Here is a 19,786-nt window from a genome sequence, read left to right as displayed (position 1 = left end):
CCCTGGTGCGCTCCCTCAATTCACGGGCGGAGGTGCGCTGTTCTGGAGGAAGACATGCCCATGCGTTCACGAAGCCTGGTGGTGGTCGCGCTGGCTGCGGCGGCGGGGTCGCTGGCCGCCGCCACGGCCGTCCCGCACGCGGTCGCTGCACCGGAAAGCCCGGCCGCCGCGGCCGGTCCGACTGCGGCGGGACCGCGGGACATCGTCCTGGTGCACGGGATCAACGACAGCAGCAGCGCCTGGAACAGCATGGTGGTCAAGCTGAAGTCCACCGGCTACACCGATGCCCAGATCCACCGCTTCGACTACCCCTCCGACCACGGCTCCCGGGTCCAGGGGACCGCCGCCGACCTGGGCACGTTCATCGACAAGAACGTGAAGAGCGCGAAGTTCGACATCGTCGCACACTCCATGGGAAGCCTGATCTCCCGCTACTGGATGGCCACCGCGAGCGGGTCGTACCGCGCGGGTGACGTGGTGAACTGGGTCTCGCTGTCGGGGCCGAACCACGGCAACCAGGCGGCGGGTTGGTGGGGCGACGCCGCCGGGGTGTACAAGAACTTCTACTGGGACGTCATCCCGGGCAGCGATGCACAGCGGACGGCGAACAACGGCGACTCCTACAACTGGCGGGGCGAGACGGGCGAGCACTCCCCGACCCAGTTCACGACGTTGCGCAGCGGCTGCGACGACAGTTGGTTCGACGTCCCGCTGCACGTGCCGGTGCAGCTGGACAAGACGTCACTGGACTCGACGAGCCTGGGCGGCGCGATCAACTACAAGGTGACCAACACCGACAACACCTTCGGCGGCGCCTGCCCGACCCACGCGGGCATGCCGGGGGATCCGGCGGTCCAACAGAAGGTCGTCGACACCCTGACCGAGGAGGGCGTCGGCGGGGTGTACGAGATGAAGCTCGAAAGCGTCGAGATGCTGGAGGCCAACGGGGACGACAACACCAACGACGACCTGTTCGGCTACGTGCGGGTGACCTCCTCCGGCGGCAACAACGGATGGAACCTGTCCAACGTCTACTGGCGCAACGACTACGACGACACCGACTCCAGCGGCCACCGCTGGCTGAACGTCCCGAACAGCTCGTTCAACAGGGGAGCGTGGACCACCTGCGGCAACGGCCGCTGCGGCATCGACGCGATGATCGTGGACGAGGACGGCCACACCTACGTCGACCCCGATGACGTGGTCGTCAACGGCAGTTACGTCTGGGACCAGCGCCACCAGAGCGCCGGGCCCGGCTCGGCGGTCGTCCAGGGCCTCGCGGGCAAGGCCCGCGTCTACTACAACGTCCGCGTCAGGTGACCCACCCGGCCGACCCCGGCAGCGCGTAGCGGCCCGCGCCGGGCCGGTGATGGCGCACCCCGCCGCGGGCGGCGCCAGCCCCCTGCCGCGCCCGGCGCGCGGCCCCTTCCCCGTCTCCCCTGGACAAGGAACTCTCATGACCGACCTGACCAACTGGATGGGTTCCCTCGCGGACTCGACCTCGCTGGCGAGCATGTCGATCCCCGGGACCCACGAGTCCGGGTCCCGCCACTACGCCGTGGTCATCAGGGACTGGGCCCAGTGCCAGAACGAGTCCTTCACCATCACCCGACAGCTCGAAGCCGGCGCCCGCTACCTCGACATCCGGCTGCGCAACTTCAACAACGCGCTCCTGCTCCACCACGAGAGCGTGTACCAGCAGGGCACCTTCCGGGACGTCGTCAACCAGTGCGACGCCTTCCTCAAGGCCCACCCCACCGAGACCGTCCTCATGCGGATCAGGCACGAGTACACGAATGACCAGCAGGGCGACGACCACACCCCTGAGGGGTTCAGGGCGCGCTTCGACGAGGTCAGCAAGGAACACCCGGATCTCTTCCGCACCGGCTGGTCGGTCCCCAGCCTGAGCGAGGCGCGTCGCAAGATCGTGGTCATCAACGAGAACGGGGGTCTGTCCGGCATCCAGTGGAAGCAGTCCCCCATGGACGTCCAGGACGACTGGAACCCCGACAGCAGCAAGGTGAAGGTCGGCGAGGTCAAGGCCCAGTTCGACAAGTCCCGTGCCGACGGCTCCGGCGCGACCCTCTATGTGAACCACCTCAGCTGCTACCGCAAGATCCCCGACGGCTCCCCCGCCGAGATGACGCATGTGGTCGTCCCGCCCGTCATCGACTACCTGTACACGAGCACCGGGGCCTCGGGCCAAGGGCCCCTGGGCGTCGTGCCGATGGACTACATGGACGAGGACGCCCGGCCCGTCGTCGATCACCTCGTGTGGTGGAACCGCAACGCCGTCGCCGGCAAGACGCACACCCTCAAGATCGACACGGCGGAACTCGTCCAGTTCGACGACGGCAGCACCGACCCGGCCGTCTTCGGGTCCATCACCCTCGCCACCCACGACAAGCGGATCAAGGCGTGGGACCGCGACGACGACCACACCGTCAAGTTCGCCGACTCCAAGGGCACCTTCAAGCTCGACACCGCGACCGCCACCTCGGACCACGGCTTCAGCATCCAGGTCGACCTGTGGGACTACGACGCCTCCAGCGGCAACGACCGGGTCGCGTACGGCGCCGCCTACTGGGCCCAGGGTGACGCGGCCGGCACGTTCACCCACACCTTCACCGGCGAGGACAAGGGCGAAGTGAAGATCGTCTACACCATCAGCTGAACCGCCATCGGGCGGGCCGCTCCAGCCGTACCGGCCGCCCTGCCCGAACCCCTGCGGCGCGCACCAGCCGCCGTCGGTGCGCGCCACCGTTCCGACCCCGAAGAGGCTCATGAACACCCCCACCGACCCCGCTGCCCCGCCCGCCCCGTTCTCCGGCGGCATCTCGCTGCGGATCGTCAACTACAACACCATGCTCCTCACGCAGTTCATCACCCTCCAGGGTGATGACTTCCGCAATCAGGAACGGGTCACCAAGATCCTCGCTGCGCAGTTCCTGAAGGACAACGACATCGTCGTCCTTGAGGAGCTGTTCAACATCGCCCCCTCGGTGGCCCTCCTCAACGGCCTCCACGACCTCGGCTACACCCACCAGACCCGGGTCGTGGGCGCGACGGTGTGGCACGACCAGAAGTCCTTCGTCCCCTGGGACGCGCAGCACCACACGAGCACCGGAACCGAACCGGAGAACGGCGGAGTCGCGGTCGTCAGCCGGTACCCGATCACCCGCGCGGAGGAGTTCGTCTACCGCGACGGATGCGGGGCGGACCACGAAGCCGCCAAGGGCTTCGCCTACGTACGCGTCGACAAGGCCGGCCGGTCCTTCCACCTGGTCGCCACCCACACCCAGTCCACCGACACCGGCTGCGGCGGCCCCGAGGACTACCGGGCGAAGTCAGCCGCGATCCGCCTCCGGCAGTTCACGCAAATGGACGCCTTCCTCACCGATCTGGAGCACAGCGGACGCATCCCCAGCGGAGAACCCCTCATCCTGACCGGCGACTTCAACGTCGACCGCCACGACACCACCGAGTACCCCGGCGTCCTCGACACCCTCAGGGCCCGGGCCGGCACCCACAGCGGACCGGACTGCTCCTTCGACACCGCCCACAACACCCTGGCCCGCCTGCGCTACCCGGGCGACCCCGCCGAGGACCTCGACCACGCCCTCCAACGCACCGGCCACCCACCCCTCGACGACTGGGCCGTCACCGTGGTCACCCCCGCCACCACCTCTTACACCGTCACCCACGACCACCACGACACCACCGTCACCGACCTCAGCGACCACTACCCGATCACCGCCACCGGCACCCTCGCCACCCCCGCCCTCCCGCCCGCCACCCTCACCGTCGACAAGGTGCTGATGACCAAGGGCGACGACGCCAACGGCGACGACCTCTACGGCGAGATCACCGTCAACGGCCACCGCGCCTGGTACCGCGACCGCAGCCACCCCCTCGACAACCACAAGCCCCCCTACGAGCTTCCGGACCTCGACCACACACCCCACCCCGGCTGGGACCAACGCTTCACCATCACCGCACTGATCATGGACGACGACTTCCCCGACGACCCGGACGAACTCGTGCGCCACACCTTCACCCTCGACGCCACCACCCCGCCCGGCCAGCAGACCATCCCCGTCACCGGCCCCCGCGGAGCAGCCGAACTCACCTACACCCTGCGACGCTGAACACCTCGGCAGCACTCACCGGGCCCGCCATGGCCCGGTACGGCCGCCGCCCTGAAAAGCAGAAGGACCCCACGTGAAGTGGGGTCTTTGCTGGTTTGCTGGTGGGACGTTCACGAGATCCCTTGACCAGGCATAACAGAGCTAATTGATGTTGAGGTTCCCACAGGCCGCATGATCATTCCCCGAGTGTATGCGCATGCAATTATTGCTGGGATGTACTTACGCCCCGTGGTGGCGACGGGGTCGGACAAGGCCGGGCTTATGCATCGTGGACGATCTGGAGCGCAAGGGTCTAGCCGTATGCAAGGCAGTTGCGGGAGACCGACGGGTGCGGTAGTGGACATCACACCTTAGGGCTGGAGCTCTTCGATACCGCCCACGTGGCGGCGGAGCCACCGGCTGAGCGTACGGTTGCCGAACTGGGGCACTCCGAGCCCGATAGCGAGGAGGAGGCGCACCCTCGCGCCCGTTGCCATCGGCGTCGACGCCTTCTCCGGCGCCAGGTGGACCCCTGCCGTCAACTGGTCGCCAGAGGCTTAATCCCGGCTGCAGCTTTCAGGCACCGCTGAGCCGATAACTGACGTAGGCGATGCGCCGAGAAACAGGTACCCAGCACGGGACGTTGATGGCCCCCTGCCCCCGGATTCCTCATGCTGTTTGTCGAGCCGTTCGGCCGCATCCCCTGGTCGCTGACCGTGGACCTTGACCCGGCCTTCTTCCAGATACGGCTCCAACAGATCAACGACTTCAACGTCCAGCAATGGATGCGAGTGCATGGACCACATCATCCGCTGCTCTGTCGAGGCAACCACCCTATCTGAGTAGAACTATGCGGCAGTGGCTTCTGCCCAATGCTCCCTCACCCGGCGACGTATGCGACAGCGTCGTGGCTATGGATGCTTTCCAGATTGCGGACCCTCACCGAGTGACGAAGACCCCATTCGCGGCAGACGTGGCTGACTTCACGGGCAATGTCTTCGACGAACACAGGGTGGTCGTACGCCTGCATCGTCAGCGCACGTTCATCCGGACGCTTCACCAAGGGCACGACGGGAGCGGACGCACACCGTTCCAAGAGTCGAACGGCCTGCTGCACCCCAAAGGGATAGGGAGTGTCCCCGTGCCCTGTCACGGACAGCGTGACGCGGCTGCGCTGGTTGTGGGCGCCGTAGTCAGAGATCGCTTTCGAGCACGGGCACAGACTGGTGACCTCGGTGGTAACCGACGTGATCACCGTCGTGTCTCCGTCGTCCCAGCGACCGTCGAACCGGACATCGTGAACCTGGTACGACTCGGCGCCAGTCGCTGGCGCGACCACGGTCGTGCTCAACGGGACGGCTACCGACACCGCGAGCGCCGGTGCATCCAGGAGGTCCGCACCGACTTTCAGCACGTGCGGCAGCTTTCGCGGATCGAACCTGTGAAGGTACTCGTGGGCGAGAGCCACCATGCGGCTCATGTGGGTGCCACGGCGGTCATGCTGGAGCCGTACGGTCACTTCGATCTCGGCGATGCCCTCCTGGCGAAGGTGGCCGTCTTCGAAGTACAGCGGGTAGCGCAGGCCGCTGATGCCGACCTCGTCGATCTCGATGCCGCGGGTGTCGGTCTCGTTTTGGATATCGTGCATCGCTCACTCGCCCCGATAGGTGCAGCCGGACGTGCACGTCTCGCGGACGGTGAGCGCGGAGAGGTCGGGCAGGGTCGGCTTCAGCCGCTCCCAGATCCAGCGGGCGAGGACCTCGCTCGTCGGGTTCTCCAGGCCCTCAATGTCGTTGAGGTAGTAATGATCGAGCTGCGCTTCGAGGGGCTTGAAGGCCTTCTTGAGGTCGCCGAAGTCCATGACCCAGCCCGACTCGGGGTCGACGGGAGCCTCGACATGGACGATGACCTTGTAGGAGTGGCCGTGCAGGCGCGCGCACTTGTGGCCCTCGGGCACGTTGGGCAAGCGATGTGCAGCTTCGAAGGTGAACTCGCGGAAGATTTCCATTACTGAATTCCCAGATACTTGTGCGTCTGGAGAGAGAGGATCCAGCGCGGGTTCTTCATGCAGTAGTCGACAGTCGCCCTGGTGTTGGCTTCAACGTCCGGGCCGTCCATGGGCTGGAGCCGGAAGTACCGGAAATCCAGGTGCTCGAACTGACGGGGGTCGCCGCCCAGTTGGGGGTAGACCAGTTTCAGTTCGTCTCCGCGGGTCACGACGAGTTCGGAGCCGATCTTGGGACTGACGCAGAGCCAGTCGATGCCGTTCGGCGGTACGCGGGTGCCGTTCGTCTCGACGGCCACCTCGAAGCCGCGGGCGTGCAGGGCGTCGATCGCCACTTCGTCGAGTTGTAGGAGCGGTTCGCCGCCGGTGCACACCACGAAGCGGTGGCCCCTCGACGACGACGGCCATGCCTGCTCGACGGCTTGAGCGAGGTCGTCCGGGGTCCGGAACCGGCCGCCACCTTCCCCGTCGGTTCCGACGAAATCTGTGTCGCAGAACTGGCAGATCGCACGGTGACGATCCTTCTCCAGGCCCGTCCACAGATTGCACCGGGAGAAGCGGCAGAAGACGGCTGGACGGCCTGCGTGACTCCCTTCACCTTGCAGGGTGTAGAAGATCTCCTTGACCAGGTAGGTCATTCTCACGCGCCCTGGTACTGCACGGGGTCGGGGACGCCGGCCTCGGCGAAGCCCTTGAGGCGGAGCAGGCAGGTCTCGCAATGTCCGCATGCCCGCCCCTGCTCGTCCGGGTCGTAGCAAGAGGAGGTGAGGGAGTAGTCCACGCCGAGGCGCAGGCCCTCACGGACGATGTCGGCCTTCGACATGGCGATGAGCGGCGAGTGGAGCTTGAGACTCTGCGTGCCCTCGACCCCGGCGCGGGTGGCCAAGTTGGCCATGCGCTCGTAGGCCTCCATGTACTCGGGGCGGCAGTCCGGGTAGCCGCTGTAGTCGACCGCGGTCACTCCGGTGAAGATGTCGCTCGCCCCAACCGTCTCCGCATAGGCGAGGGCGAAGGAGAGGAAGATCGTGTTGCGTGCCGGGACGTACGTAACGGGAACGCTGCTGCCGGTGTCTTTGTCCCCGGCGTAGTCCAGAGACTCGTGCTTCGGAACGTCGATGTCCGACGTGAGCGCGGATCCGCCGAAAACTCGCAGGTCGATGTCCGCGATGACGTGCCGAGCGACCCCTTGCGCCTCAGCCACGCGCTTCGCGGCCTCAAGCTCCACGCTGTGCCGCTGCCCGTAGCGGAAGCTCAGCGCGTACGGCGTGTAGCCCTGGTCCTTGGCGATCGCCAGAACGGTCGTTGAGTCCAGCCCGCCACTCAGTAGAACGATCGCGGGACGCTCCGCCATGCCTGCTCCTAGTTAGCTCCGTGTGTACTGCGGCAGCCTACGCGAAAAGTGACAGGTAGAGTAACGACAACAGACTGGTAGTTATGAGCGTCGGGAGCCGAGCCGCGTGAGGCAACTTTCACTTGTGGTCACATGTACGGACCGTAAGGCTGTAGCGCCGGAAGCCTCACTGCACGCAAGGTCACTGCCAGTTGGGGCCGTGGAGGAACGCTCGACCATCTGGAAGGGGCGCGTCGCGGACGCCTCCACTACAACTCCACTCGACAGGCTCTACTGCGGCGACCACTGGACACAGTCGCGTCGCCTCATCGCTACGGCCGCCAAGGCTGGTTTCGACGCACGGCTATGGGTCGCGTCCGCCGGCCTCGGCCTTCGGCCAGCATCCGAGCCTGCCCCGGCATACGCGGCGACATTCAGCACGCGACACGCTGACTCGGTAGCCACCTCTGCGGATGGAAGCGCCCAGTGGTGGAAGCACCTGCAAGAGGGACAAAGTCGCACAACATTGCAGGAACTCGGAAAAAGCGGTCCAATCTTGATGGTTCTGTCCGAGGTCTACGCGAAGGCCATGGAAGCCGAACTCCGAGCTCTAGGTGCCGTTGCGAGCGAGGCGCTGCTGGTAGGCGGTGTCGGAGAGATCCCCGGCATCCGAAGAGTCGCCTCCGATGCACGGCTGCGACTCGCGCTCGGCGGAACCCTCACGAGCCTCAATGTCCGCATGGCCGCTTCCTGGCTCCAGCACTGCGAAGACAGTCGGCTGACCTCTGAGACCACCAGTTCCGCCTGGCACGAATGGGCGTCGGCTGTTCCGAAACCGGAACAACTCAACCGTCAGCCCATGACCGATGCAGAGGTCATCGCCTTCATCAGGCAGGAGCTGGGGGCTCAACCGGGCGTCTCACGGACGCGGCTGTTGCGGATCTTGCGCGACAGCGGCCGAGCATGTGAACAGAGCAGGTTTGCCACCTTGTTCAAGCGAACTTTGGGGGATCAGTGACCGAGAACCTCATCACACGCAGAGCTCTGCGGATCAATCAGCACCCCGACATCCCCTTGTACCTTTTTGCCTTGGAAGCCGGAGAAGTCGACCTCGTAGCCGACGTTGCGCGGATCTCACGCGATGAGGCCGGAAAGCTCCTCGGCTACCAGCGCCCCGAGAAGAAGCAGCACGTAAAGCAGATCTTGGAGTATCTGAACGGGGACGAGGTGCTGTTTCCGAACGGACTCATCCTCGCACTTCCATCCTCAGTACGTTTCAGAGGAAGCCGCGGCCCGAACCCGAGCGACGGCCTTGCAACCATCGGGATGCTTGAGATCCCACTGCCAGAGTCACGGGAGGCTCCACGTCCGGCTCTGATCGTTGATGGCCAGCAGCGGAGCCTGGCTCTTGCGCGTACCCGGAATACCAAGTTGCCTATCACAGTGGCTGGCTTCGTTTCCGAAGATCTGCATGTCCAGCGCGAGCAATTTTTGCGGGTAAATACAGTGTCGCCACTTCCCAGCGACCTGGTCTCCGAACTCCTGCCGGAAGTGAACACTCAGCTTCCTACCAAGCTCTCATCTCGAAAGCTTCCGGCGATCTTGGTGAATGCACTAAGCCAGGATGCCGACTCACCCTTTAAGGGCCTTATCAAACAAGCGTCGACGACAGCTAGCAGGAAATCTGAGACTGTCGTTAAGGACAACAGCCTGCTTCAGGCGATCACCGCGTCATTGTCGCCTTCTGGGGTGCTCTTCCCATACAAAGACTTGTCCAGCGGAACCATCGATACGAGCACTATTCGCAAGATCCTCGTCGTCTACTGGACGGCCGTGCGGGACACCTTTCCTGACGCCTGGGGAATCTCTCCCAATAAGAGCCGATTGATGCACGGCGTCGGAATTCGGTCAATGGGACAGCTCATGGATCGCGTCATGGAGCGAGTGATGTTTGAAGTAGACATCAACTCGGACGAGGCCTACAGCAAGGTCATGGCCGAATTGGCCCTGGTCGAACCCTACTGCCGCTGGACCAAGGGGCGCTGGCCAGAGATTAACTACAACTGGAACGAATTGGAGAACATCACAAAGCACATCAACATCTTGTCAAATTACCTGATTCGCGTTTACCAGAAGGCAAGGATGGGCGCAGCGTGAGGTTCTACTTCCCGGACAGCCAGGACCAGGTAAGTCCAAGTTATGACTTCCTCAATGACGAGTATTCTCCTTTTCGCGTCCGGCAACGGGACGATTTCTACGCCCATCAGGCTGTGAAGCCGGCACCTTATGACGGCATCCTGGTCAGCAAGGCCATTGTCGACGGGTCCGTCAAGGGGGCGGGCAAGTACAGCGCACCGCAGCGTGAGCGTCTCTACCGGCTTGGTGTGCGGAATTTCTTCCGGCTTCCCACGACGATGAGAAGCCTGGGAGACTGCGGAGCCTTCAACTATATCGACGAAGAGCGCCCACCCTATACGGTTGATCAGGTACTCGACTTCTATATCGGCTGCAAGTTCAACTCCGGAATCAGCATCGACCACGTAATTTTCGGATATGATCCCGAACTCGCCGAAGAGGATGCAAACCTTGCATGGGTAAAGCGACGTGAGATCTCGCTGGAGTTGGCTGAAGAATTCATCGCTGCTGTCAGATCACGCAATTCCAAGATCCTCGAAGAAGACGACAAGCTCGAACCGGTCGGCGCAGCACAGGGCTGGAGCCCGGACAGCTACGCCGACAGCGTTGCCCGACTTCAGAAAATGGGCTACAAGCGGATCGCCCTAGGCGGCATGGTCCCACTGAAGACGCCCGAGATCGTGGCGTGCCTGAAGAGGATTTCACAAGTTCGCGCAGAAGGAGTTGACTTCCATCTCCTCGGAATCACTCGCGTCGACAGCATGGAAGAATTCGCGAAATTCCACGTAGAAAGCTTCGATAGCACTTCTGCCTTCCGTCAGGCCTTTATGGATGAACGCAACAACTATCACACCGCAGACACGGCCTACACGGCGATTCGCGTTCCGCAGGTCGACGGAAATCCAGCTCTCAAGCGACTGATCCTGGCCGGCGTCGTATCCCAATCCGAAGCAATCAAGGCCGAGCGAGAGTGCCTTCAACTGCTACGTGATTACGACAAGGATTTGGTGGATGCCTCAGAGGTCTTGGATGCCTTGCGCCGCTACCAGGTGCTCCTCGGTGATGCCAAGAAGCTGAAGCAGTTGGACAACCAACTGAAGCGATACGGCGCCACGCTGACTGACAGGCCATGGAAGCACTGCACATGCGACCTCTGCCGGGAACACAAGATCGAGATGGTCATATTCCGTGGGTCCGAGCGTAACAAGCGCCGCGGATTCCATAACATGACGGTACTCGAAGCAAAGATGCGCAAGCTGTCGTTCACATAATCACCCAGAACGCGCATAACACCCAAAGTAACCCAACAGGAGATGATGTGGCCGACCGCTACGAGCTGAAGCTACCCGCCCTCAAGATCCTCCAAGGCACCAAGGAGATCTACTGCTTCGCCGTCGACGGCAAGAAACTGCATGACTTCGCCGCCGTATCGCGCATCCGCCGTGATGACCAGAAGCGGTTGCAGGGGTACCAGCGGCCCGAGGTCCTCAGCCACATTCGCTCAATCCGCCGCTACCTCGAGTCCGAGGGAGCAATGCTCCCTAACGCCGTGGTCCTCGCGTTCGACGAGCGGGTGAGGTTCGAACCAGCGGTCCGCGGCGGCGATGTGAAGTACTCCATCCCGGGCGAGCTGATCATCCCGGTCGACGAGTCACTGGCCGACGACGAGAAGCCGGCCTGGCTCGTGGACGGACAGCAGCGCAGCGCCGCCATCAGGGACGCTGACCTTGCTGAGTTCCCTGTCGCCGCCGTGGGCTTCATCGCATCCGGGCAGGAAGAGCAGCGGTCGCAGTTCATCCTGGTCAACTCCACCAAGCCGCTCCCCAAGGGACTCGTGTACGAGCTACTGCCCGAGACCACTGGCCAGCTGCCGCGCTCTCTCGCGCGCAGGGCACTCGCCGCGAGGCTCATGGTCCACTTGAATATGGGGGACGGTCCCTTCAGCGGAAGGATCAGCAGTCCCACATCTCCGACCGGAGACATCAAGGACAACAGCGTTCTGAAGATGCTGGAGCACAGCATCTACGAGGGCGCCTTGTACCAATACCGCAACGCCACCGACGGCACCGGGGACGAAGAGCGGATGCTGGCCCACCTGCTGGCCTTCTGGACGCCAGTGGCAAGCATCTTCCGCGACGCGTGGGGGAAGCCCCCGAAGGAGTCCAGGCTGACCCATGGGGTGGGCATCCAGGCGATGGGCTTCGTCATGGACCGGCTCACTGCGGATGTCCCGGTCGACAAGGTCGATTGGGATGACGTTCGTGCCATTCTGCGTGGGCTGGAAGAGCACGTGGCCTGGACCTCGGGGAAATGGAACTTCGGAGATGACCATCAGCTCAACTGGAACAGCCTGCAGAATACGTCCAAGGACGTACGGCTGCTCAGCAGCTATCTGCAAGCCCGAGTCAGCGCATAGCCCATAGCTCGCGCCTTGCTGCGGCGGCCGCCCGGTCCTGGGCGGCCGCCGTTCTGTTAGGACTCTGCTGCTGCGAGGCGGAGCGCATCGACCGCAGCGCGGAGGAGTGATGCGGAGCCACTCCCGTTCGCATATCCGACGTGCTTTGTCGTCTTGTTCTGATCAATGAAGCCGGTGGCCGCGTGCTTGGCGCAGCGCGTGGCCAAAACGATCACATTCGCAGTACGGGCCTTCTGCCGCAGCTGCGGCGTGCCTACGTGGTCGTAAGCAGTCAAGACCTTCACAGCGGGAGCGAGCCGCTTCAGTTCCTCCTGGCATCGGGTGAGCACTGCCTCGTCCAGTGAGTAGAGCAGCAGTGTCGCCGAGGGGAACTCGACGGGCGTGCTCTCCTTGCCGTCTTCGCCAGCAGGAGCATCCCAGGAGAAGCTGATGCCTAGGTCTTCAGAGAGCCGGCGCGCGAAGGCAAGGTCTGCCTCAGTGAGGCGGCGGCTGTGTGCAGACAGAGGCCCGAGCAGTTGCGAGCACAGGCTCGTGCGGGCCTCAGGATCAGGGCACGCTGCAAGGAACAAGCGGTCGACGAAGTCCAAGACAACCGAGGCCCGTTCGGGAGCAACCCACCGATCCGTGTCCGAACCAATGTCCCTGAGGATCTCCGCGTACTGCTCGGCACAGGGAGCAGCGCGAAGTGCGATCTCCATCAGCGCCTGCAAGGCCGCCAAGTCGCCAGGGCTGTAGCGGTTGAAAAGCACTGCGTTGCGGATGAATGCGTGGGCGCATTCGGGTGCGGGGTCGTCGTAGCCCACGGCATCAATGAACGAGCCTACTGCGCGCCATAGTTCTCGCGCGGCACCGTCGCTCAACCCGTCCAGGAACTCGGCGAGGGTCCCATCGTGCTCTGCAGGAGTGGGCCACAGGGTCCACTGTTCCTCATCCAGCGCGTCCTTCGCCGCGCTGTCGCCCTCGGCGAGCGCGAAGAACAGGGCTGGCCAGTCGTTGATCGGAGTGGCCGTGTCTGCCGACTCCTCGGGTTGCGCGACCGTGGAGGCATCAAGGTCGTCCGAAGTCTGCGCAATGAGCGCATTGGCCTCGTTCAACACAAGCGTGGGGATCTCGGGATTCTGGTCAAGGTCCTCAGCAGCCGCCACGAACCGGCGTGCGGCCTCTGCGTTCTTGAGGATCACGCAAGCCAGAAGGAGCACCGTCATGGCCTGCGGTCCATACGACCGCGGGTCGCCTGCGAGCAGCTCGGGGACGGCCCTGCCGTGGGTGATGAGGTTGGACTTGGCCGCCTCCAGATTCCGAGCCGCGAGTGGCTCCTCCAGAGCAACGGTGTACACGGCGTTCAGGATTGCTGCCTTCACCGGCGCAGGAGGATCTTGCCGGGCCACGTCCTGGAGCGCGGGGAACTGTAGCACCTTGGTACTCGCTCCGAGACGGTCAAGTCTCTTGAGCTTGAGATGCGCGAGATTCGTCGCAGTAAGCCCGCCCGCGGCAGCGAGTTGCTCAAGGAGGTCAAGCGACGCAGCTTCGCCGCCGGCCGCGAGAGCCGCGTCGAACTCGGCGATGAGACGCCCGACTGGCTTTACTACGCGCCACAGCCTTGGCGGACGCCTCAGGTAGGTCTGCTGCATCAGTAGCAGAGCATCAGTCAGGCCCTGCCGATACTTGTCGCTCTCCCCGGTTGACAGCCGGAAAGTGGAACGTTCGCCGGCCAGGTCGATGACGGCGCGTTCCACGGGATCGTCCCGGTCGAGGAGGGTTGGACGAAGGCCACCGCGCTCCATGTTGCAGTAAATGTACGTAGGCCCGGCAAATGCCTCAATGAGTTCAGCTGTCTTGCCGGCATCTGTTGGGTCACGTGCGATGGCGTACATCGAGTACGACTGGTTTTCGGCGACCCAACGAGGGAGAACGATGGGCGCGTCGTTATCGCCCAGCGCGATCTTGACGAAGGGCTCGGTGCGCGCTGTCCACGAGTGCTTGGGGTCCATCTTGGGCCACGCGTCGTTGCCCTCGCCGAAGAACCTGTGTAGGAACGCCTGGATACGATCAATGGTCCAGGACGTGGTCTGGTTCATTCTCCGTTCCCCCACCGCTCGGCCAGGTCAATGCGTGCTTGAGCGGCAGCGTCGCTGCCTGCCCGGTAAGTGATCTTTTCGTCGTTCCGGGCCATGCCTCGGATCGTGAAGTTCATCGATCCACTCAGCATCCAGTCATTCCCGCACAGCGTCTTCTCGTGGATATCCGGGTCACGGACGATGTGAAGCTTCCTTCCTGATGCCGCCTTCATCAGGCGGCGTAGAAAGTCCTCGTTGTGGGGATCATCGCGGGTCACGACGTGTACCTGTGCGCCACCATGGGCAATGCGGGCCACGGCGTCTGAGAGTCGGCACCCCACGGGAGGGGTGTCTCCAAAGAGTGCGTCGTAGGCGCCGTGGCTGTTGTCGAGGACCTGGACGTCGGTGATCCATGCGGACACCAACCACAGGTGGTCGCTGGGTGCGGTGAACTCCGCAATCAGCGCCGCGGACAGCATGGTGTCAACGCGAATCGCGGTGTGCCGCCCAGTGCGGAGGGTTCGTTCCTGGAATTTCACTGGGCTGCCTCCCTCAATTCGACCCTGACTCGAATCTCGTTCTGGTGGCGGACCACGCCGCAGACTTCCCCGTAGACGCGCAGCACATCCCGGTCGATGGGCGTGACCGGAACCTGCTTCAAGGCTTGAGCCATCAGAGTTGCGTCTCCCGCTGGGCAAACCAGCTCGACAGCCGAGGTCGCGGTCAATTGCTGCCGGTAGGCGTTATCCCAGGTGGGGTTGGTGACGTCGATCACCGGTATACGGTCATCGTGTGCGGCTTGGACCAGCAGACGCTCGAGGACGGGGCCGTCGGCGTATGGCTGGTAGTGCTTCAGGTCTTGAGTGCGGGCCTGGTGGCCACGGGGCCACAGAAGACTGAAGACCTGGTCTGCGGTCAGGGACCGGGCGCCTTCCAACTGGAGCTTGCCGGATCCTACGGCGTATGCGATTACGCGAGCGTCGACCTCGACCCGGAGACGTTGCTCCAACTCCGTCCATGCGTCAACAAGGACGAGAGCGGTGACGTCAGTATCGGGTCCAGACCCCGGGCGCAGAAGCCGCGTGGACAGGGCAGCAACAGCTGCATGCCGAGGCGGGCCGTCGAGCCGTGCCCAGGCCTCGCGAAGGACGTCCAGAGCGTCCTCGGCTTCTTTGGCTGAACTGCCGGCCCGGAGTGTCGCCATTGCCTGGGCAGCTGTTCCGCTGGGTTCGTCGATGACATGCCGGAGGAACCGGGTCAGCGTGGCGTCGACGTACTCGTATTCGCTTGGCGCGAGGCTGCTCGTCACAAGCCCCCAGAATTGCCGGGGATCCTTCGAGTAGAAGTCGACCAACTGCTCGACGATCCCCAACCCACCCACGGACGTTTCGCTGAGCCACACCTCGGTGAGCGAGTCCTCTCCCTCACCGGGAAGTGTGTCAACGATGAGATCGCCATCCTGTGCGTTCGGGCACGCGCGTTGAGCAGCAGCGAGAATCGCAGCTGCCATCGTGTCGCGGTATGTGCGCCGCGCGAGCGGGCTGGTCTCGGCTGAGATGTCCTCTATCAGCAGCTCTGCTGCCCTGTCCAGAGCTGTGATGACCGTGCCGTTGGCGACAAGCTTGATCAACTCTGACACGAGTCGATCACCGTCGACCTCCTGCTCAGTCACGTCGGAGTCACGGTAGAGCACTTGGAAGACCTTGGAGAGATCGTGAGTCCAGGAACCGTTCTTCAGCAGCGCACGGACGTCAGCGTTCGTGCGGTTCCCGTCGAGTCCGGCCAGAGCGAACGCGGTCAGATAGATCTGGGCCAGGCGCTCCCTCTGGAAGCTGTCGGAGATCTCGGCCAAGGCCGGATCATCCTGAACCGTGTGCAAGAAGGCCAGAGAGCGCCACTGAGGCGTAGTGAGGTACTCCCTGACAGCTGGATCGTCGAGGTTGAGCGGCTTGAGTGCGAAGCGGATGGCATCGACGCCCAAGGCGAATCCGAGTGCGGCCGGTCGTCCCCGGAGTTCGTATCGAACAGTGCGGGCTTGACTGTTCTGCCGTTCCCGGCGGACGTTGCACTCAGCGCCGAACGTCATGCGGCGCACTTGTACAGGGTTGCCGGCCGCGTGGGTCGCAAAGCTGACCATGTCAATGCGACGTTGCCAGGGGGACGGCTTCGGCACGGTGCCCTCACTGAGGGGCGCGTCGTCCTCCACGACGATCTGGGTGCCCCACTGCGGCTGGCCGTGAGACTGGTCCACGATGTCGGGATCGGGTTGGGAAAGCGCCAGGCTCAAGGGGCGGACGACTTCGAGGTTGGCGCCATCATGTCCATGAGGCTGCCAGGTGCCCTCCAGCCTGCCTTCGGTGACGATTTCCCTCAGGTTGAGCACATTGCCGTCGTCGTCGGGGATGGGGAGCCACGTGCGGTGAGTGTCGTCCAGGTACCCGAAGCGCCGGCTGACCCGTCCCGGCACGGCTTCAGTCAATGCCTTACCGATGGGCATGTGCTCGATGGATCCATCCCCGTTGTCGAAGGGGAGTTCCAGATCGACCTCAGGAAGGTTCAGCGGCTCGAACAGGGTCCGGGTGATGAACTCGGGGAGCATGGCCTTCTTGCCCATGCCGGGGTCGTTGACAAGAGGTTCCCAACGGGAGCGAAGCCGGCGAAGAGCCGTGGGCACGACGGCCAGGAGGAGGGAGCGAGGCTGTTCCCACAACACGGCCTGTGCGTCGTCAACGCTGACCTTCAACGCCTTGACGAGGTGCCGTGCAAACTCGTCCTGGACACGCTCCTCGGTCAGCAGTTGATGCAGGATTTTTATCAGTCCGAGGCGCTCGTTCTCGTACTCGGACAAGAGTTTCGGGTCATCCGGGGTCGTCAGGAGCTTCCGCACGTCGCCGCGCCGGACCTGGGCACGCATCCTGCGCCCGGCCCAGTCAAGAAGAGACTGGGCTCCCTGGATCTTGAGGACGTACCGGTTCTTGAGCGGCAGGGTCGTAGCAGCGACCTCCGGAGCAAAGAGCGTTTCGTAGCCCTGGTAGGCCAGGCGGTCGCGACCGTAGTCCGACAAGGCCACGATGGTCAGCGGCCGAGTCCCGCGCTCTCGGCCAGCGCGGCCGCGGCGCTGGATGAACGAAGCAGCATTCCGCGGTGCCTTGTGCTGAAGGACGAGACCAACCCGGGGATCGTTGAAGCCCACCTCCAACGACGCCGTAGCAATCGTGAGGTTCGCATTGCGGTTAACCCCCGCGTCCTGCGATGAGGTTCGCCCGATGATCAAGGGATGCATGCGGAGATCGGGGTCAAGTTCATGTCCGATCCGCTCGACGAGCTCCCAGTTCTGTCCCTCGAGGTAGCGAGGCCCGGGCTCAGGGCGCGCACGTGACCGCAACCCGGCCAACACGTCACCCCGGCGATTCGTGCGCCCGCGGTGGTCCTGGTCGCCCTCGGCGTCGCGGAGGTACTTGTAGAAGCGGTTGGTGACGTCCAGGGCATCCGTGAATAGGAACCCGGTCGAGCCGTAGAGGAAGGCGTCGTCACCGTTGTCGAGTACGCGGCCCCAGAGCATCGCAGTCTGGATCGACGTGGACAGGAGACTGGCTCCCGAGACTGGGTCGCCTCGCAGCGCGAGCGCGTACTCGCGGCCTTCCCGCACCATGGTGGCATCTTCGGGTGCAATGGAGTCCACGTCACTCTCGCTCAGGCCGACCAACTGTGCGAAGAACTGGTTCGCGTCGCGCAGTGTGGCGCTGAGGCCCACGAAAGTTACGGGTTTGCCTACTGCGTCCCTCCATCTGCGTAGGAGGTAGGCGACCTGCGCCCCGTGCACTCCCGAGTAGGTGTGCACCTCATCGAGGAGCATCAGGGACGGCACGCTTCCCCCGCGCCAGCCCAGGAGGCTATCGAGGTAGCCATCGGCGCTGCAGTTGTTCAGCATCTCCGTAGTGGTGAACAACAGGTGCGGCGGGTTCTTCTTCAAGGACTCGCGAGTCAGGGCGAGTTGGCCGTCCGGGATTTCGTCCCCGCAGCGTCGGCATATGAGGCGTTCAACGCGTTCAGCGCGGTCCCTATCGGACCAAATCAACTCGCCGTCTTCACACTCAGGGCTGGGACAGGGAAGGAAGGGACACACGGCGCCGTCCCCTACGCGTGCCCAACGGCCGGAACCTCGTCCGGGCTGAAGTCGCCAATCGTCGGCGTGATTCGGGGTGCCTCCGTAGAGTGCGCCGAGACGCAGAGGCCTCTTCCCCTGGCTGACGAGCGCGCTCTGAACGCTGCGAGCATTGACGATCGCATCGCGCAACTGATCCCGCAACAACTCAGTTCGCGGATACAGAGCCAGAGTATGGATCCTTTTCTGGACCCTGTTGGTCGCGTGCTCCGCTATGGCTGCGAAGGCGGGCAGGTAGAAGGACAGCGTCTTGCCGCTACCGGTGCCGGCGCTGACGATGATGCCCTTAGAACGGTTTTGGCCCTGGAGTGAGGAGAAGACGGCTTGCGTTGCCTCCAACTGAAAACGAGCGAGGTTCTTGCCGGCCAGTTGGTCCTGGGCAACGCGGCCTTGGAGATCGCCCCAACCGGGAAGGGTACGCAACTCCTTGAGTGCTTGGGAGCCTGGAATATCTCGATCAGGGTAACGGCGATAGCGAACGTGTAGGCGGTAGTCAGCAACGAGTCGCTTCCCTTGCCGCCACCACCCGTTGGGGGTGTCGTCTGCCCAGTCTCCGCGAGGGCGGAAGAGTTGACGCAGTCCGGCGGTCAAGCGCAGAGCTTCGGCAAAACGAGTGCGGTAGCGGATTGATCCGTCGCTAGGCCAGGGCGCCTTGAAGAGCAGCGCGCGGCCCTGCAGCTCGCGGAGGATCTCGACGGCTGATAGTACTGGCGGAATGTCGCATTCGTCGAGGAACTGCCCGATGCAGTTGAGGACGTCATCCTCTGAGAGTGCACCTTCCGTCATGCCCCACATGAGGAGGGGCAACTCAAGGTCTTCAAGTTGGTTCAGGAGTTCGTTGGCGAACTTCCGGCCTACTATGCTCTGGTTCACGAACCCTTCCTCTTCAGGGTGATGTGGGCGTCCATCCGGCATTCGCGAAGGAGTGCGATCTCTTCGTCTGTGACGTCGCTTAGCGTCAGGCCAGGTTGCTCGCGTAGCCGATTTAGCAGGTCGACGAGTGCTTCCGGCGGGTCTTGAGTGTCTTGAAGGAGTTCCGCTAGGCCGGCGTACGTGGTCGCGAATGTGGTGATGGCTTCTTTAGAAGCCTTGCCCCTGGCGATTCGCTCCAGTTCAAGTTGTCGCTTGGAAGCCTGCTTCTCCGTTTCGAGTTCGACGAGCATCGAGATTCGCGCAAGGGGCAGGTCCGCGAGGAGTTGCTCAGTCCAGGCTGACCAAGCGGATTGATTCTCTTCCGCGAGACGATCGGTTACTGCCTGTGTCTTCTTCTTCGCCGTGTTGAACACCGGGTTGGAGGGGAGTCCGCTGGGTCCCAGACTGCGTTCGAATCCAGCTCTGCCGTCATCGATGCCGGACAAGTCGATGTTGAGTCCCGCGCCGCGGGACTGTAGGGCCTGCGTGACGGCCAACTGCGAGCGAAGCTGGTTGAGCTGAGAGCGGAGTTCCAGCAACCGGCTTGATACACGAGTGGCCTGCCGCTGTGAATCCTCACCATCCGCGATGCGTGAAGCGTGATCCTCAAGCAGCTTTGCCTTCTCGTACACTGACAT

16 protein-coding genes are annotated in these 19,786 nt (G+C 63.5%); 8 read left to right on the top strand and 8 right to left on the bottom strand.

Annotated elements, in window-relative coordinates; translation table 11 throughout:
* The first annotated feature begins 60 nt into the window (after positions 1-60).
* The 4 genes from ACH4E8_RS21145 to ACH4E8_RS21130 all read left to right on the top strand — a co-directional run bounded on the left by ACH4E8_RS21145 (position 61) and on the right by ACH4E8_RS21130 (position 4,969).
* On the top strand, positions 61-1,320 hold the full coding sequence (locus ACH4E8_RS21145; protein ID WP_398450365.1) for an esterase/lipase family protein: 1,260 nt from the start codon (positions 61-63) through the stop codon (positions 1,318-1,320).
* A gap of 136 nt (positions 1,321-1,456) precedes the next feature.
* Positions 1,457-2,674, top strand: coding sequence for a phosphatidylinositol-specific phospholipase C (locus ACH4E8_RS21140; RefSeq protein ID WP_398450363.1), 1,218 nt, complete (start codon positions 1,457-1,459; stop codon positions 2,672-2,674).
* Between the two features lie 109 nt (positions 2,675-2,783).
* The gene (locus ACH4E8_RS21135; protein WP_398450361.1) at positions 2,784-4,148 is read left to right on the top strand and encodes a sphingomyelin phosphodiesterase; all 1,365 of its coding nucleotides are present in this window, start codon (positions 2,784-2,786) and stop codon (positions 4,146-4,148) included.
* 650 nt (positions 4,149-4,798) lie between these two features.
* Complete coding sequence (locus ACH4E8_RS21130; RefSeq protein ID WP_161349141.1) at positions 4,799-4,969, top strand: hypothetical protein; 171 nt, start codon at positions 4,799-4,801, stop codon at positions 4,967-4,969.
* Between the two features lie 38 nt (positions 4,970-5,007).
* On the opposite strand, the gene ACH4E8_RS21125 is transcribed toward ACH4E8_RS21130, so the two are convergent.
* From ACH4E8_RS21125 to queC, 4 genes are read right to left on the bottom strand one after another with little or no spacing between them, the layout of a single operon-like run.
* Positions 5,008-5,775 (bottom strand): GTP cyclohydrolase I FolE2, encoded by a 768-nt coding sequence (locus ACH4E8_RS21125; protein ID WP_398450359.1) that lies wholly within the window; start codon positions 5,773-5,775, stop codon positions 5,008-5,010.
* A gap of 3 nt (positions 5,776-5,778) precedes the next feature.
* Complete coding sequence (queD, locus tag ACH4E8_RS21120; protein WP_030951629.1) at positions 5,779-6,135, bottom strand: 6-carboxytetrahydropterin synthase QueD; 357 nt, start codon at positions 6,133-6,135, stop codon at positions 5,779-5,781.
* Positions 6,135-6,770, bottom strand: coding sequence for a 7-carboxy-7-deazaguanine synthase (gene queE, locus ACH4E8_RS21115; RefSeq protein ID WP_099280454.1), 636 nt, complete (start codon positions 6,768-6,770; stop codon positions 6,135-6,137). Before queE ends, queD begins: the two co-directional genes overlap by 1 nt.
* Positions 6,771-6,772: 2 nt before the next feature.
* Positions 6,773-7,483, bottom strand: a complete 711-nt coding sequence (queC, locus tag ACH4E8_RS21110; RefSeq protein ID WP_361535493.1) for a 7-cyano-7-deazaguanine synthase QueC — start codon at positions 7,481-7,483, stop codon at positions 6,773-6,775.
* Positions 7,484-8,051: 568 nt separating this feature from the next.
* Here queC and ACH4E8_RS21105 point away from each other — a divergent pair.
* The 4 genes from ACH4E8_RS21105 to dbpB (ACH4E8_RS21090) are packed head-to-tail and all read left to right on the top strand — an operon-like array spanning position 8,052 to position 12,014.
* Complete coding sequence (locus tag ACH4E8_RS21105; protein ID WP_361535496.1) at positions 8,052-8,480, top strand: hypothetical protein; 429 nt, start codon at positions 8,052-8,054, stop codon at positions 8,478-8,480.
* A complete protein-coding gene (gene dbpB / locus ACH4E8_RS21100) occupies positions 8,477-9,619 on the top strand; it encodes a DGQHR domain-containing protein DpdB (RefSeq protein WP_361535499.1) in 1,143 nt (380 codons plus the stop codon). The genes ACH4E8_RS21105 and dbpB (ACH4E8_RS21100) overlap by 4 nt, the downstream gene beginning before the upstream one ends.
* Positions 9,616-10,869 (top strand): tRNA-guanine transglycosylase DpdA, encoded by a 1,254-nt coding sequence (gene dpdA, locus ACH4E8_RS21095; RefSeq protein ID WP_398450356.1) that lies wholly within the window; start codon positions 9,616-9,618, stop codon positions 10,867-10,869. The genes dbpB (ACH4E8_RS21100) and dpdA overlap by 4 nt, the downstream gene beginning before the upstream one ends.
* A gap of 47 nt (positions 10,870-10,916) precedes the next feature.
* Positions 10,917-12,014, top strand: coding sequence for a DGQHR domain-containing protein DpdB (gene dbpB, locus ACH4E8_RS21090; RefSeq protein ID WP_359568372.1), 1,098 nt, complete (start codon positions 10,917-10,919; stop codon positions 12,012-12,014).
* 56 nt (positions 12,015-12,070) lie between these two features.
* On the opposite strand, the gene dpdD is transcribed toward dbpB (ACH4E8_RS21090), so the two are convergent.
* Genes dpdD through ACH4E8_RS21070 form a run of 4 tightly spaced genes read right to left on the bottom strand, consistent with a single transcriptional unit; the run spans position 12,071 to position 19,786 of the window.
* A complete protein-coding gene (gene dpdD / locus ACH4E8_RS21085) occupies positions 12,071-14,092 on the bottom strand; it encodes a protein DpdD (RefSeq protein WP_361535506.1) in 2,022 nt (673 codons plus the stop codon).
* On the bottom strand, positions 14,089-14,610 hold the full coding sequence (dpdK, locus tag ACH4E8_RS21080) for a phospholipase D-like domain-containing protein DpdK (RefSeq protein WP_398450354.1): 522 nt from the start codon (positions 14,608-14,610) through the stop codon (positions 14,089-14,091). Before dpdK ends, dpdD begins: the two co-directional genes overlap by 4 nt.
* On the bottom strand, positions 14,607-19,109 hold the full coding sequence (gene dpdJ / locus ACH4E8_RS21075) for a protein DpdJ (RefSeq protein ID WP_398450353.1): 4,503 nt from the start codon (positions 19,107-19,109) through the stop codon (positions 14,607-14,609). The genes dpdK and dpdJ overlap by 4 nt, the downstream gene beginning before the upstream one ends.
* Complete coding sequence (locus ACH4E8_RS21070; RefSeq protein ID WP_361535515.1) at positions 19,106-19,786, bottom strand: hypothetical protein; 681 nt, start codon at positions 19,784-19,786, stop codon at positions 19,106-19,108. Before ACH4E8_RS21070 ends, dpdJ begins: the two co-directional genes overlap by 4 nt.

The organism is Streptomyces sp. NPDC017979, assembly GCF_044328175.1.
In the GTDB taxonomy this organism is placed as follows: Bacteria; Actinomycetota; Actinomycetes; order Streptomycetales; family Streptomycetaceae; genus Streptomyces.
Note: the sequence above shows the minus strand (reverse complement) of the source record. Positions and strands in the feature narration are given on the sequence as shown.